The following is a 15,190-nucleotide window of genomic DNA, read 5'->3' on the forward strand; positions in this document are numbered from 1 at the left end:
GTTCAGGCTAAATGAGTATATGCTATGAAAAAAAGGTGGATGAATATGCCTGAACTACCAGAAATGGAAAATTATCGTGAGCTGTTAACAAAGCAATTAAGTCATAAAACAATTACCCAAATTGTAGTAAATAGAGAAAAATCAATAAATGTTTCTGTTTCAACATTCGACCAACATGTAATCGGTCAAACAATTCAATCGATTACAAGAAGAGGAAAGCATTTACTTTTTCACTTACCTAATGGCTATGTATTGTTATTACACCTCATGCTCGGGGGAACAATGTATGTCGGTACAGAAGAAGATCAACCTAAACGAACAAAACAAGTGATCTTTTATTTTCATGAAAAAGAGTTATTTTTTATCGGACTTCGATTAGGTTACTTGCATTTGCTAACAAACGTAGAAGTACAAAAAGAACTTTCTGACTTGGGCCCAGAGCCAATTGATACTTCATTTACATTGGAGTTATTCCAATCACTAATGGAAAAAAAGAAAGGAAAGCTAAAGACAACGCTTGTTGATCAATCCTTCATTGCAGGTATTGGCAATTGTTATTCAGACGAAATATGCTTTCATGCAGGAATCCTTCCTACGAGGAAATGTAATGAGTTATCAGAAGCAGAAGTAAAGGCATTGTACGAAAGTATCAAATTTGTCTTAAATAGAGCCTTCGAACTTGGAGGTTACATGGAAATGCCACTTCATAAACAAGATACCTTAACTGGAGGATACAACGATCATTGTTACGTGTATGACCGAGGTGGAGAAACATGTAATAGATGTGGCAATTCAATAACTCAAGAAGAAGTATCCTCGAGAAAATGTTTTTACTGTACAGGATGTCAGTCATAGAACCTTAGATACCCGGGAAACCGGGTTTCTTTATGTGTTTGAAACTTATTTTAGATATAAGAAGGAAATCAGCGTATGTTTTTCGAATACCTTTAAAAGTGAGTTAAAGGAGATTTAGTATGACAAATAGATATGTAGAGAATTTATCAGTTGTTTTAAAGAAGTATGAAAATAAAGATGAGGCAGAGAAAATGAGTCAATATATGAGAGGTCAATTTTCCTATTTTGGATTGAGAGCACCTCAAATGAAAGATGTCACGAAAAACTACATAAAGGAGTTTGGTTTTCCTAGCTCAGAGGATATTCCTATTGTAATGAAACAGATGTACTCTTTAGACCAAAGAGAATTACAGATCATTGCTTTAGCCATTATGGATCATAAATTAAAAAAAGACCCTGATATTAGTGATATAGAAATTCTAGAATATATAATCACAACAAAATCTTGGTGGGATACCGTTGATCATATTGCAGCTAATCAGGTTGGTACATATTTCAGAAAGTTCCCTGAGCATGTAGAAGAGTATGTGGAAAAATGGTTAGAATCCGATAACATATGGCTTATTAGAACCTCGATACTTTATCAACTTAAATATAAACAAGAGACAAATTTCCAATATTTAAAAGAAATTATCCTACGCTCTGCAGGTACGAAAGAATTCTTTATTAATAAAGCAATTGGGTGGGCGCTCAGAGAATACTCGAAAATTGACGGTGAAGCCGTGATTTCATTTATTAATGAGTATAATGAAAGACTTTCAAATTTGAGTATAAGAGAAGGATTGAAATGGTTGAAGTCAAAGAATTTAGTGTAAGGTAGATAGGAGTTTTCGCATATGCTTACAAAAGATTCTGTTTATGACAGCAAACTACTCGAAGCAATCATAGATTATGCTTACGAATGGATTGTTGTTGTTGACAACAAAGGGACAATTGTATATATCAATCGTAATTATTGCTCCTTTTTAGGTGTAGACCGAGATCGTGTAATAGGGCAACATGTAACGGAAGTGATTGAAAATACGAGAATGCACATAGTAGTGACAACAGGCAAAGAGGAAATAGCAGATTTGCAATACATAAAGGGTAATTACATGATTGCAAACCGGATTCCATTTTTTTCTGGAGATAAAGTTATAGGTGCTATTGGTACCGTTATTTTCAGAGATACGAAGGAATGGAAAACGATGAATAGCCATATTCGTAATGTCTTATTTTCCGAACTTCCAGAATCATTGTTTGTAGAAAAGGAATTAAGTGGAGTGAAATATTCACTTCATGATATTATTGGTTCGACCCCGCAGACGATGGAAATAAAAGAACAAATTAAGAAAGTATCTGACGGTGATATTACTGTTTTAATAAGGGGAGAAAGTGGAACAGGTAAGGAACTGGTTGCACATAGTATCCATTTATTAAGTTCTCGAAGTAATAAGCCGTTTGTCAAAGTGAATTGTGGTGCCATTCCTCATGAGTTGCTAGAATCTGAGCTGTTTGGTTATGAAGAAGGTTCCTTTACAGGAGCAAAAAGAGGGGGAAAAAAAGGAAAGTTTCTGCTGGCAGATGGCGGAACAATTTTTCTAGATGAGATTGGAGATTTACCACTTCATATGCAAGTAAAATTACTACGAGCGTTACAAGAGCGAGAAATTGAGCCGATTGGAAGTGTAAAACCAATTCCAATTAATGTTCGAGTCATAGCAGCAACAAATCGGCCCTTAGAGAAAATGATGGAAGAAAATAAGTTTCGAGAAGATTTATTTTATCGTATTCACGTGATGCCGATTCAGCTAATACCATTACGAGATAGAATTGAAGATTTATCTTCGTTAATACCATATTTCATAAAGAAAATGTCAAAAAAAATAGGGAAGAGAGTCAATCATGTTAGTGAAGATGTGTTACAATTGTTTTCTTCTTACACTTGGCCAGGGAACATCCGAGAATTAGAGAATGTAATTGAAGCAGCCATTCATCTAACAAGAAATGAATCCGTAACAATGGACGCACTGCCACCATATTTGTTAAAACAAAAGCAAAATCAAACCTATATGATTTCATTTAAAGAAGAAATGGATGCAGCAGAAAAAAAACTTATACAAAAAGCACTTCAAGCAAGTGAATTCGATAAAATGGAAGCTGCAAAATTATTAAATATGAGCAAATCAAGTTTTTATGAGAAAGTAAAAAAACATAGTTTATAATTATTCCAGAAATTCGGAAAAAAGATTCCGAGTTTCTGGAATCTTTTTTTAGCAATAAAAACATGCAAGAATGAAAAGTAGTAGATTGAGTCCGAATATTCGGACTCAATCAGTTAACTGCATGAATTTAAGTGCGTATTCATAAGATTCAAAAATTGGCACGGAACTTGCTTATATAATTAGTGAGACTAAAAAAGGAGGATTTAATTTTTTGCAAATTTTTGAAAGCGTTATCAAAATTAAGTAAAGGGGGAATATCAATGTTAAGTATGATTGGCTTAGTAGGCGGTTTGGCATTATTAATTTTTTTAACAATGAGAGGTATGAACTTACTAGTTGCAGGTCCACTATGTGCATTATTTGTAGCTGTTTTTAGTGGTTTGCCGTTGTTTCCACAATTGGCGGAGGAAGGGGCAGCAAACTTCGTCGGAAATTATATGGGGGGCTTTGCTAGCTTCGTAACATCTTGGTATTTAATGTTCTTATTAGGTGCTATTTTCGGTAAAGTGATGGAGGATAGCGGGGCAGCAGATAGTGTATCACAATGGATTGTGAACAAACTTGGTATGAAATTCGCTGTATTAGCAATTGTGTTAGCTTGTGCAGTATTAACTTATGGTGGAGTTAGCTTGTTCGTCGTTGCATTCTCTGTTTATCCAATGGCATTAAGTTTGTTTAAGCAAGCGAACTTACCTAGACGATTTATTCCTGCAGCACTTGCATTAGGTTCCGTTACATTTACGATGACTTCAGCAGGTTCACCTGAAATTCAAAACTGGATTCCAATTGAATTTTTAGGAACTACTCATATGGCAGGATGGGAAGTAAGTTTAATCGTTGCAGTATTTATGGGTGTGTTCGGTTACTGGTGGTTAAAGAAAATGATAACAAAAGCGGTTCAAAAAGGTGAGAAATTTGAATCGAGAAAAAATGACCCAGTAATGACTGATCGTAAGTTACCGAATCCTATCATGGCAGTTATTCCATTATTAGTTGTATTAATTATTTCATATATTTTCCATGACTCACTAAAACAATCTGCGTTAATCGTTGCATTGTTAGGTGGAATTATTGCTACTTATGTTTTAAATCGTCCATATTTCAAGAATTTCTGGGAAGCAATGTCTGAAGGTACAATGGGAGCATTAGTCGCAATTGGTAATACGGCTGCCGTAGTAGGCTTTGGTGGTGTCGCAAAAGCTGTTCCAGCGTTTCAGGTTGCAGTTGATGCAATGACAAGTATTCCTGGAAGTCCGTTAATTGGAGGTGCGATTGCAGTCAGTGTCATTGCGGGGATGACAGGTTCAGCTTCTGGTGGTCAAGCAATAGCCTTACCGTTAATTGCACCACATTACATGGATATAGGTGTCAATCCGGAAGCGTTGCACCGAGTCGTATCCATTTCGTCTGGAGCGCTAGATTCATTGCCACACAACGGGTATGTTGTAACAACCATTCGTGGTATATGTGGCGAGACACATGGTGATGCCTATGGTGCAGTTGGAGCAGTTACGGTCATAGTTCCAGCAATTGGCGTAATACTAGCAATTGTTTTATTTTCACTAGGACTTGGAATTTAAATTAGAGAGGGTGAAAGGTAATGGTCCAATCACAGGTTGTATTTGTCACAGGTGCAGCTAGTGGAATCGGTTTTGAACTGGCAAAGGCATTTGCGACTGCTGGAGCAAACGTCGTACTCACGGATTTAAATGGCGAAAAGGTAGTAGAGGCATCTAGAGAATTAAATGATCTAGGATATGAAACGATTGGATTAAGATGTGATGTAACTAATGAAACAGAGGTAATTCATGCGATTAATGAAAGTGTTAACCATTATGGTAGATTGGATGTTTGCATTAATAATGCTGGATTACAGTATGTTTCGACCATTGAGGAATTTCCAGTAGAAAAATTTGAACTATTAACAAAAGTCATGTTAACAGCACCGTTTATTGCAATAAAACATGTTTTTCCGATTATGAAAAAGCAAGGTTTTGGGAGAATTCTAAATATGGCTTCCATAAATGGCTTAGTAGGGTTTGCCGGAAAGGCAGCTTACAACTCAGCTAAACATGGTGTAATAGGTTTAACAAAGGTTGCAGCGCTAGAAGGTGCAGAGCATGGTATTACGGTTAATGCAATTTGCCCTGGATATGTTGATACACCTTTAGTACGAAACCAATTAGAAGACCTAGCGAAAACAAGAAAAGTCGCACTAGAAAAAGTGTTAGAGGAAGTAATATATCCGCTTGTACCACAAAAAAGACTTCTAGCAGTTGAAGAGATTGCTAGTTACGCTTTATTTTTAGCGAGTGATGCAGCAAAAGGAATTACAGGGCAAGCAACAGTCATTGATGGAGGATATACAGCACAATAAAAGAGTGAATAACTTTAGGTAGATATCATAAGAGGCTGAGACATAAGTATTTCAGTCAATGATAAACCCGAACTATTTGGCGATGTTTTAATGAATCTCTCACCTAATAGTTCGGGTGTTTATTTGTTGCTTTCAATAGAATTGTTTGATTTGCATCCAATTTATAAAAATCTAGTGGAATGGAGCGGAAGACACTCGACTCCTGCGGGAAGTAGAGGAAAGGCTGAGACCCGCAGGCGCAGGCGAGGAGGTAGGTTTTTTCACGATAGTGAAAATAACCATCAGCTTCCTCCCCGCGGAAAGCGAGTGTCTGCAGCGTAATGGAACAAACGTGTTCTTCTAGCGTAACTGATTCATAAATAATTTAGATATTACTTGCCCTTGAGGATGATGTTTTTAGTTATGTCCTATCCTCTTCTTTATGTTTCTATGTGGTTTACATTGTGTATTCAACTCCAATCTGTTTGTCAAAACAAACAGATTATAAAATAGATAGGTCTTAAACTTTAAGCTAAGTCTAACAATTAAAATTAGATAATTATCCATCTTAAATCCAAAATAAATGTAAAGACTAAAAGAAGCATTCCGAATGATTCGCCATTCAAAATGCTTCTTTTTCTGATGTCCTTAAATTATGAAGTTCAATATTTCTGATCACAATCAAAACATATGACCTTTCCTTCTACAACCGTCCCGTTTAAAAACCCATCAAAACAATAAACAGGCTTCTCACACTTCACACATGTACCTATATATTCCTTCACAACAATCAATCCCCTTGGGCTTTTCTTTAAAAATAGTGTATTTGGGGATTCTAATAATTACTACATAATAAGTACCAAATCTTTTTAAAGATAGTAATTTTCTGCTATCATATTGTTAGGAAGCAGGATTTTCACTTTCAATTTCTGCTAATTCAGTTCGAAGTGAAGTTTCTTTAGTTAAGATTAATGATCCGTTTTTTATTAACCCTAAAAACTGATCAATGGGAAAAGCACCACGAGAACGCGCATTTTCCATTTCAATCTCAACTGTTTTTTCGTTAAACTGAAGAATACGTAATGTTTGTGCTTTGCTGAAATTAGGGATAAACTTTTCTGTGATAGTAAAAAACATATTTTCCTTAAGTTCCAATTATCTCACCCTTTGTTAGAATTTACTAATATATCGTTTCCTAATAGTTAGTGGTACATACATAAAAAAATGGAGGTAGGACATTTGAAACCGATCGTAAAAGAAGAAGTCCAACAATCCTTAGATTCGTTTAAAAATAAAACAATTTATTTACATTTAGAAACAACAAACGGTGCTTATGCTAGTCATTTGCGGGAGAAGATGGTAGTTGGTGCATATATCCGCAATGGGGAAATTCAATACTCGGAAGGGAAAATCCAAGGAGAAGGTCCATATCGAATCGGATTAAAAATGGAAATAGGTTGGATTTACGCGGAAGGATTAACAGATTGGAAAATAGACGAAAAAGGTCGTCTCCTTATAGCAGGACATGACCCAGAGGGTAAATTAGCAGTTGCATTCCAAATTAGTGAAACACCTTTCGAATAAGGAGTGAAGAGAAATGAAAGAGCATGTACTTGTTGTTTTACCACATCCAGATGACGAAGCTTTTGGTGCTGCTGGAATTATCTCGTTGCATACAAAAAGAGGAGTCACCGTTACATATGCTTGTGGCACGCTAGGTGAAATGGGAAGGAACATGGGGATTCCTCCTTTTGCGAATCGTGAAACGTTACCGTTAATTCGCAAGAAGGAGTTAGAAGAAGCTTGTGCTGCAATGGGTATTCAAGATTTACGTTTGATGGGTTTTAGAGACAAAACCATTGAATTTGAAGATCCAGAAATTGTAGCAGACTCAATCTTTGACATTTTACTAGAAGTGAAACCATCACTAGTCATTACTCATTATCCAGGATTTGCAGTTCATCCGGATCATGACGCCTTTGGGGCAGCCACAATAATAGCACTATCTCGTCTTCCAAAAGACGAAAGACCGGTGACGTATGCAATGGCATTTTCGAAAAACTGTAGAGAAGTACTTGGTGAACCGGACATTCATATTAATATTGAAAAAGTGTACAAAAATAAAATTGATGCGCTAAAAGCTCATAAAAGTCAGACAGGTTATATGACTGATGGGATGGAAGAAAAGTTTAAAGCAGGAGATCCAGATATTATGCATTGGTTATCAAAAGAATCATTCTGGACATACCGCTTTAATGACTAGATGGGAAGCCTAAGAATGGAGCAAATAGATGATCAGCTGCTGCAGTCCTTCCGTGAGTTATGGCACAATCGGCCCCTTCTGGTAAATGGAAATGCACAAGAAACAATCAGGCAAGCGATACTTACTGATATAATGGATGAACTTACCCATCCACGTGCCCGTTCAACTCCTCATAAAAAGTTTTATTTAGCTGTAAAACGAATTTTGGAATCATCCATTCCAGACAATGATAAACTAGCGATTATCAAATTATATGAAAAAGAATTGAGTAAGCTTTAATAAAAAATCTGTCCGAATTCGGACAGGTTTTTTTCAGTTGTGTTTCTTCAGGTAAATACGTTAAAGCAAGGTATATAAGTTTTCAAATTACATAAATATGTGTCGATGATGCTTTTATAAAGACTGTTTTCAAGTAGATTACTGATAGTTCTTAAACGATTAAAATCAAACTAAATTAATAACTTCAGAGCATCTTCTTTACTGTGTTCCTCATTCATTAGATATGGTTGTAAAGAAACAAATTTTAGGTAATAAGCCTTACTAATAGAGGTGAATGTCTTGCAATTTTCAGCACAAAAAAGAATGGAGAATTTACGTAACTATCATAAGCGAAAGTTTGATGTAATTGTGATTGGTGGTGGGATTACTGGCGCGGGAATTGCACTTGATGCAGTTACTAGGGGATTCAAGACTGCCTTATTTGAAATGCAAGATTTTGCAGCGGGCACATCAAGTCGTTCGACGAAGCTTGTTCATGGAGGTTTGCGTTATTTAAAGCAATTTGAAGTGAAGATGGTTAGTGAAGTAGGAAAGGAACGGGCAATTGTTTATAAAAACGGGCCACATGTGACAACTCCAGAATGGATGATGCTTCCTATTTATAAAAAAGGAACGTTTGGAAAATTTTCAACATCACTCGGTTTATATATATATGATTATTTAGCTTCTGTTCAAAAGAAGGAAAGAAGAAGGATGTTAACGAAAGAAAAGACACTTAGTATTGAACCACTGTTAAAGAATGATAATCTTTTAGGTAGTGGCTATTATGTGGAATATCGAACTGATGATGCAAGACTGACAATTGAAGTCTTAAAGGCCGCAGCTAAACATGGTGCATTTCTATCCAATTATACGAAAGTTACTGAATTAATTTATGAAGGAAATAAAGTCATGGGAGTAAAAGTGAAAGATCAATTGAAGGGAACGACTTATGAATATTTAGCCAAACATGTAGTGAATGCCTCTGGTCCATGGGTAGATGATGTTCGTGTATTAGATTCTAATAATCGTTCTAAGTCATTATTGCTAACGAAAGGAGTTCACATTGTAATCGATCGTAAGAGGTTTCCGCTGAACAATGCTATTTATTTTGATACACATGATAAACGTATGATTTTTGCGATTCCTCGTGACAACAAAACGTATGTAGGGACAACGGATACGTTTTATGATGATGGGAAAGAAAATCCTCGTATTATAGATGATGATATTAATTATTTGTTAATAGCCATCAACGAGATGTTTCCATCTGTTTTATTACAAAGGAAAGACATCGAATCTTCATGGTCTGGTTTGAGACCTCTAATACAGGAAGAAGGGAAAGCTCCATCGCAAATATCAAGAAAAGATGAAATTTGGGAGTCATCAAGTGGACTCATCTCAATTGCAGGCGGTAAACTTACTGGTTATCGGAAAATGGCAGAACAAATAGTGGATAGAATTATAAGAAAAGAAAAAGTAACTAATGCTTGTATGACTCGGAATACTCCCATTTCTGGTGGAGATTTAGAAGGGGACTTTACACAATTTATTTCGAAGAATAAGTTGAAAGCTAGAAGGTATGGGTTTTCTTTAGAAGAAGGTGAAAGGTTAGCGAGGCTATATGGTTCTAATGTGAATACAATCTTTCAATTAACAGACTTGTATAAAAAGGATCATAAAAATTTTAACATTCCCTTTGATCTATTCATTCAAGTCCTGTACTCCATTAAATATGAAATGGCTGTAAAACCTAGTGATATTTTTGTTAGGAGACTTGGCACGCTTTACTTTAATATAGAAAAATGTCGGAAGTATCATCATGCAATTGCAGAAGTAATGGGATACTATTTAGGGTGGACTGAGTATGATAAGGAAAGGTATGTAAATGAGAGTGAAAATCTCATATTAGATGTATCTTTCTAATAGGCTGTTTTTGAATAGTTTGTTGTTTATTGAAGTAGAGAAACTAGTAGAGATTGGGGCATCTTTTCGTCTTTGTAATGTGTATTTCACATATAGACACATAAAGATAATAAGAATTTTATTTAATTACAACAAAATTTACAAAAAGAGCCTTTCAATAGTAAAAATATTTATGATATTGCGAGTATTTCTACTTGATAAAAGCTATAAGGACAGGTTACTTTTATAGTAGGAAATTATATTGAAATGAGCTGGTCTTTTTATGAAAAAATATTTGTTGCTAATCATCATAGCAATATTGTTATATTTTCTACTACCCAAAAGTGTACCGATTTTATTAGCTTTACTCACTGCAGTTTTATTTGAGCCTTTTGTAACTTCCATCATTAAAAGGTGGAAACTAAAAAGAGGATTTTCCGTATTAATTGTGTTTGTTCTTTTTTTATCAATAACAGGATTTATTAGTTATATAGTTTTAGCAAAGCTTATCGAACAGCTCATTTACTTCTCTAACAATTTGCCTTTTGTTTTGGCGAAAATCAACATCCTGGTTGGTCAATCCATTGATAAATGGGAACTTTTTTCTGCTAATGTTCCGAAGGATGTTATTGATTCAATAGAAGCTAGTTTTGAATCATTAGAGAAATCGATATTAAGCTGGACATCCAATTTAACACAATCGGTATTACTCTTCATTACAACGATACCTCAAATTTTAATTGAGATTCTTGTGTATTTCATTGCGGTTTTTTTATTTAGCTTAGAATTACCGAGACTTAAACTAAAAATACTTGAAATGTTTTCTGAAAAAACAAAAGAGAAGATACTTGTGATCTCAAAACAATTAAATCGAGCAGGAGTGGGCTTTCTAAAAGCTCAAGTACTATTTAGCGCATTAACCTTTGTTCTTGCTTATGTAGGGTTATTAATTTTAAAGGTTGACTATCCAATTCTCCTATCAATTGTTATTGTGATTGTCGATATTTTACCTGTACTTGGAACTGGATCTGTTTTAGTGCCATTTGCTGTGTATTGTTTCGTTACAGGACAGCAAGATACAGGAATTGGACTAATTATTATGTTCTTAATCATTACCGTAGTAAGAAGAGTGATTGAACCGAAAGTATACTCATCAAGTATGGGGATCAGTCCACTTGCGTCTTTAATTAGTATGTACCTTGGTTTTCAAATCATCGGCTTTCTTGGATTAATAGTAGGACCAACGGTGATCATCATTTTCGATACGTTTAAAAAAGCTGGGATTATTAAGTATCAATTTAAATTATAGTACGATAAACGAAGACTACTAGTAGACCAAATCATTTTGTTGATTTGGTCTTTTTTCATTCGAATTTCATCTGTAAAATTAACGAAAGCTTTGTCATATGGAGTTAACATTTGAAATATTCATCAAGGTTTTACTAGATTGTCAATATCATATTTTTAGTAATCTTTTCCGTATGTGGAAAATAGAAGGGGAAATGTACCATTCCTGAAATTAGCTAAAATTATTATAAAGACTAGATATTCAATAGTTTTACTCCACAGTTTGGTCCTTGTGTATTTTTGTGTGGAAAAATATCCCTCAAATATGACAAAAAAGTCGTGCTACAATTAGGTTGTACCAAACAACACTAGAGGAGGTTTTCACATGAAGAAAATTGTTACATCATTAGTGATTGCAGGAATGATCGTTGGAGGAGCTCCCCTAGCTAGTTCAGCAAATGGAACAGAAATACAAACTATTTACGATTATCAAAAGAAATATGTTGTATCCGTTTCAAATGGACAAGTGAACAACTGGAACAGTTGGTTACAACAGCTAATTAATAACTACTATAAACGGTATCAACCTAAACCTATAGAGGAAATGCAAAAGCCAGTACAAGAGCCAGTACAAGAGCCAGTACAAGAGCCAGTACAAGAGCCAGTACAAGAGCCAGTACAAGAGCCAGTACAAGAGCCAGTACAAGAGCCAGCACCAGAGCCAGTACCAGAGCTAATAAAAGAGCCAGTGCCAGTTAATCAACCCGTACAAAAACAGCCTGTTCAACAACAACCAACAGAAAAAGCACCTAAGCATGAAGTAATGTATTCATTAAGTCAATTTGAAAAAGAAGTTATAACGTTAACGAACCAAGAACGTGCCAAGTATGGATTAAAAACACTTTCAGTTGATAATAAACTAAGTGAAGTTGCGAGAAAGAAATCTAGTGATATGCAGAGTAATAAGTATTTCTCTCATACTAGCCCAACGTACGGATCTCCATTTGACATGATGAAGCAATTTGGAATCACATATCGTGCCGCAGGAGAAAACATCGCCATGGGTCAACGTTCCGCGCAGGAAGTTGTGAACGCTTGGATGAATAGTGAAGGTCATAGAAAAAATATACTAAGTACGAATTTCACCCATATCGGTGTAGGACATGTATCGTCTGGTAACTACTGGACTCAGATGTTTATTGGGAAATAATAGTATAAACGGAAGCGCTCATTTGAGTGCTTTTTATTTTTGCAAGATACATAGAAATAAAAATGAGTAAATTTTTTGAAATTTCTAGATTGATAATTATATAACGTTATTATATAATATCGTTAAATATACGTTATAATTAGGAGGCGTTATTATGTCCGACCTTCTTTCTTTTCAATCTTTAACAGAAGAAGAGAAGCTTCAGCATTTTATATCGCGGATTGATGCTGGGGAAAAAATTGAAGCAGACGATTGGATGCCAGATGAATATCGTTATGCATTAATTAAGTTAATTTCCATGCACGGTATTAGCGAAATTATGGGGGCTCTTCCAGAGAAAGAGTGGGTACCGAAAGCACCTTCTCTGCGCAGAAAGCTTGGAATCATGGCTAAAGTACAAGATGAAATGGGCCACGGACAATTGTTGCTCCGAGTTGCTGAAGATTTGATGAAACCTATTGGGAAATCACGTGATCAGATTATGCAAGATTTATTTTCAGGAGATTTAAAGTTTCATAATGTATTTCATATGGAAGCGCCAACTTGGGGAGATGCTGGGTTAATTGGTTGGTTAGTTGATGGGGCGGCCATTATTTCGCAAACTAATATGTTAGATGCTTCTTATGGACCTTATGCGAGAGCGCTGAAAAGAATTTGTGCAGAAGAAGTATTCCATGCACAACACGGGGAGGCAATTATTATTGCCCTTGCTGAAGGATGGAAAGAACAACGTGCAATGATTCAAGATGCGATTAATAGATGGTGGGATGCACTATTGATGTTCTTTGGTCCAGCTGATGCTTCAACAACAGGTACTTCGAAACAAGATATTACGATTAAGTATGGAATACGAACAAAAACGAATGAAGAGTTAAGACAGGATTTCTTTACAAAATACGTACCACGCATACTTTCGCTCGGCTTAACGTTGCCAGATCCGTCCTTGCATTATGATGAAGAGCAAAATACATGGATTTACCAGCAACCTGATTGGAATTATTTTAAGCAAATTGTTAAAAATAATGGTCCAAAATCAAAGGATCGCTTGCGACTAAGAGAAATTGCTCATCAAAATAACGCTTGGGTTAGAGAAGCATTGAGCAAGTAAAAAGGGGGGATTTCATTGGCGAACAAAGACAATAGCTTTTATCAAGAATTTGAAGTGTTCAGCAAAAGAACAGATACTGCCCCCATGCAATATCAATTCAGTTTACTAGCTCCTAACGAAGAAATTGCTCTTGTTATGGCACAAGAAAATTTTATGAGAAGAGAATCAGTAGCTGATCTTTGGGTAGTGAACCGATCTCATATTCGAAAAATGACTCAAGAAGAAAAGCTGTCTCTTCATCGTCTCGATAATAAAGATTATCGTAATGCAAAAGGCTATGGCTATTTAAAGAAAAAATGGCGTCATTACGAGCAAGAGATGCTTGATGAAAAGGAAATATTATCATGGGGAGGGAAGAAATCAAGTCATGAGTGAGCAATCAAAGTCAATTTCTAATCCAATATATAAGGAAGCACTAACCGAATTATTATTTCAATTAGCAGATGACGATTTTATCGTAGCCTTCCGTGGTTCTGAGTGGCTTGGCCTTGCCCCTCATATTGAAGAGGATGTTGCCTTTTCCTCAATTAGTCAAGATACGATGGGGCACGCCGCAATCTTTTATAAGTTGTTAGAGGATATAGGTGCTGGAGACATGGATTATCTAGCACATGCTAGACAGGCGGAAGACCGAAGAAATTCAATCATGTTAGAAGAAGTAAACGGTACAGGTACGTATTTATCAGAACCACATTTTGACTGGGCTTTTGCAGTCGTTCGCCATTACTTCTATACCCAAGCAAAGAAAATTCGCATTGATTCATTAAAAAATTCTAGCTATCAACCCTTAGCCGAAGCTGCTGTTAAAGTAAACATGGAGCTATATTATCACTTACTGCATTGGAAAACGTGGTTTCAAGAGCTAGTAAAAGCTGGTGGAGAAGCAAGAGAGAGAATGGAACAGGCAGTTAAAAAGGTATCTAGTAATCTTGGTGACTTATTTTTACTTGGGGATCAATCTTCCAATATTTCAAGTCTTGGATTAATAGAAGGTGAAGAACAAATAAAACAACGTTGGGTCGCAACGATGACACCAGTCTTTGAAAATCTGCAATTGCAAATTCCGTTAACAATGGAGATGGAAAAAGGAAATGGAAGAATCGGTCAACATACAAAAGATCTTGAAGTAGCTCTAACTACGCTAAGTGAAGTGTATAACATAAATCCAGCGGCAAATTGGTAGAGTGTAATAGTTAAAGAAGATTTGTAATAAACTGTAAGGATGTAAGTGTTCCTTATTTAAAGGGTGAAGAACTCATGATCAAAGAACAAGTAAGGACTGCACTATCGTTTGTAAAGGATCCCGAAATAGACTCTATAAATATTTTAGACTTAGGGATGCTTCACGAAATAAAATTAACTAATTATGAAATAACCATTCTATTATTACCAACGTTCATGGGATGCCCAGCACTTGAAATCATTAAGAAGAATGTAGAAAGTGCAGTAACAAAAGAAGTAGGAGATGCTTTTACGATCAACGTAGAATTTATCTTCCACCCACCATGGACGTCAGATCGAATAACTTCTAAGGGAAGGGAGCAGCTAAAGAAGTTTGGGATAGCTCCTCCGCCGAAACAAATGGAAAAAGATGGAGGGTGGCACGTTGACTGTCCTTACTGTGGATCGACGTATACAACACTCGAAAACATATTTGGTCCAACTGCATGTAGAAGTATTTTATACTGTAAATCTTGTAAAAATCCATTTGAAGCAATGAAACCAATCTCTACACTCATGTAGT

At 35.7% G+C, this 15,190-nt stretch carries 16 protein-coding genes; 15 read left to right on the top strand and 1 reads right to left on the bottom strand.

The genetic code is table 11. The features are described 5' to 3' along the window. Positions 1-45: 45 nt before the first annotated feature. The 5 genes from mutM to JR050_RS17165 all read left to right on the top strand — a co-directional run bounded on the left by mutM (position 46) and on the right by JR050_RS17165 (position 5,436). Positions 46-855, top strand: a complete 810-nt coding sequence (mutM, locus tag JR050_RS17145; RefSeq protein WP_204204844.1) for a bifunctional DNA-formamidopyrimidine glycosylase/DNA-(apurinic or apyrimidinic site) lyase — start codon at positions 46-48, stop codon at positions 853-855. 119 nt (positions 856-974) lie between these two features. Further along, complete coding sequence (locus JR050_RS17150; protein ID WP_204204845.1) at positions 975-1,670, top strand: DNA alkylation repair protein; 696 nt, start codon at positions 975-977, stop codon at positions 1,668-1,670. Between the two features lie 21 nt (positions 1,671-1,691). Beyond that, a complete protein-coding gene (locus JR050_RS17155; RefSeq protein ID WP_204204846.1) occupies positions 1,692-3,059 on the top strand; it encodes a sigma-54 interaction domain-containing protein in 1,368 nt (455 codons plus the stop codon). A gap of 260 nt (positions 3,060-3,319) precedes the next feature. Then, complete coding sequence (locus JR050_RS17160; RefSeq protein ID WP_204204847.1) at positions 3,320-4,639, top strand: GntP family permease; 1,320 nt, start codon at positions 3,320-3,322, stop codon at positions 4,637-4,639. Between the two features lie 20 nt (positions 4,640-4,659). Next, positions 4,660-5,436, top strand: a complete 777-nt coding sequence (locus JR050_RS17165) for a 3-hydroxybutyrate dehydrogenase (RefSeq protein WP_204204848.1) — start codon at positions 4,660-4,662, stop codon at positions 5,434-5,436. A gap of 879 nt (positions 5,437-6,315) precedes the next feature. On the opposite strand, the gene JR050_RS17170 is transcribed toward JR050_RS17165, so the two are convergent. After that, positions 6,316-6,570, bottom strand: coding sequence for a hypothetical protein (locus JR050_RS17170; protein WP_204204849.1), 255 nt, complete (start codon positions 6,568-6,570; stop codon positions 6,316-6,318). Between the two features lie 84 nt (positions 6,571-6,654). Here JR050_RS17170 and JR050_RS17175 point away from each other — a divergent pair, with 84 nt between their 5' ends. From JR050_RS17175 to paaD, 10 genes are all read left to right on the top strand, one after another. After that, positions 6,655-6,999: a YojF family protein gene (locus JR050_RS17175; RefSeq protein ID WP_204204850.1), complete on the top strand. Its 345-nt coding sequence runs from the start codon at positions 6,655-6,657 to the stop codon at positions 6,997-6,999. Positions 7,000-7,012: 13 nt separating this feature from the next. Further along, positions 7,013-7,678, top strand: a complete 666-nt coding sequence (gene bshB2, locus JR050_RS17180) for a bacillithiol biosynthesis deacetylase BshB2 (RefSeq protein ID WP_204204851.1) — start codon at positions 7,013-7,015, stop codon at positions 7,676-7,678. 15 nt (positions 7,679-7,693) lie between these two features. Next, positions 7,694-7,957, top strand: a complete 264-nt coding sequence (locus tag JR050_RS17185) for a hypothetical protein (protein ID WP_204204852.1) — start codon at positions 7,694-7,696, stop codon at positions 7,955-7,957. A gap of 279 nt (positions 7,958-8,236) precedes the next feature. Beyond that, positions 8,237-9,862, top strand: a complete 1,626-nt coding sequence (locus tag JR050_RS17190) for a glycerol-3-phosphate dehydrogenase/oxidase (protein ID WP_430392895.1) — start codon at positions 8,237-8,239, stop codon at positions 9,860-9,862. Positions 9,863-10,124: 262 nt separating this feature from the next. Next, a complete protein-coding gene (gene ytvI, locus JR050_RS17195) occupies positions 10,125-11,150 on the top strand; it encodes a sporulation integral membrane protein YtvI (RefSeq protein ID WP_204204853.1) in 1,026 nt (341 codons plus the stop codon). A gap of 363 nt (positions 11,151-11,513) precedes the next feature. Further along, positions 11,514-12,338 (top strand): CAP domain-containing protein, encoded by an 825-nt coding sequence (locus JR050_RS17200; protein WP_204204854.1) that lies wholly within the window; start codon positions 11,514-11,516, stop codon positions 12,336-12,338. Positions 12,339-12,492: 154 nt separating this feature from the next. After that, the gene (gene paaA, locus JR050_RS17205; protein ID WP_204204855.1) at positions 12,493-13,446 is read left to right on the top strand and encodes a 1,2-phenylacetyl-CoA epoxidase subunit PaaA; all 954 of its coding nucleotides are present in this window, start codon (positions 12,493-12,495) and stop codon (positions 13,444-13,446) included. Positions 13,447-13,461: 15 nt separating this feature from the next. Continuing rightward, positions 13,462-13,821: a 1,2-phenylacetyl-CoA epoxidase subunit PaaB gene (gene paaB, locus JR050_RS17210; RefSeq protein ID WP_204204856.1), complete on the top strand. Its 360-nt coding sequence runs from the start codon at positions 13,462-13,464 to the stop codon at positions 13,819-13,821. Beyond that, on the top strand, positions 13,814-14,629 hold the full coding sequence (gene paaC, locus JR050_RS17215) for a 1,2-phenylacetyl-CoA epoxidase subunit PaaC (RefSeq protein WP_204204857.1): 816 nt from the start codon (positions 13,814-13,816) through the stop codon (positions 14,627-14,629). Before paaB ends, paaC begins: the two co-directional genes overlap by 8 nt. Before the next feature lie 74 nt (positions 14,630-14,703). Next, complete coding sequence (gene paaD / locus JR050_RS17220; RefSeq protein WP_204204858.1) at positions 14,704-15,189, top strand: 1,2-phenylacetyl-CoA epoxidase subunit PaaD; 486 nt, start codon at positions 14,704-14,706, stop codon at positions 15,187-15,189. The last annotated feature ends 1 nt before the right edge of the window (position 15,190 follow it).

The organism is Bacillus suaedaesalsae (assembly GCF_016890225.1).
GTDB lineage: Bacteria > Bacillota > Bacilli > Bacillales > SA4 > Bacillus_BS > Bacillus_BS suaedaesalsae.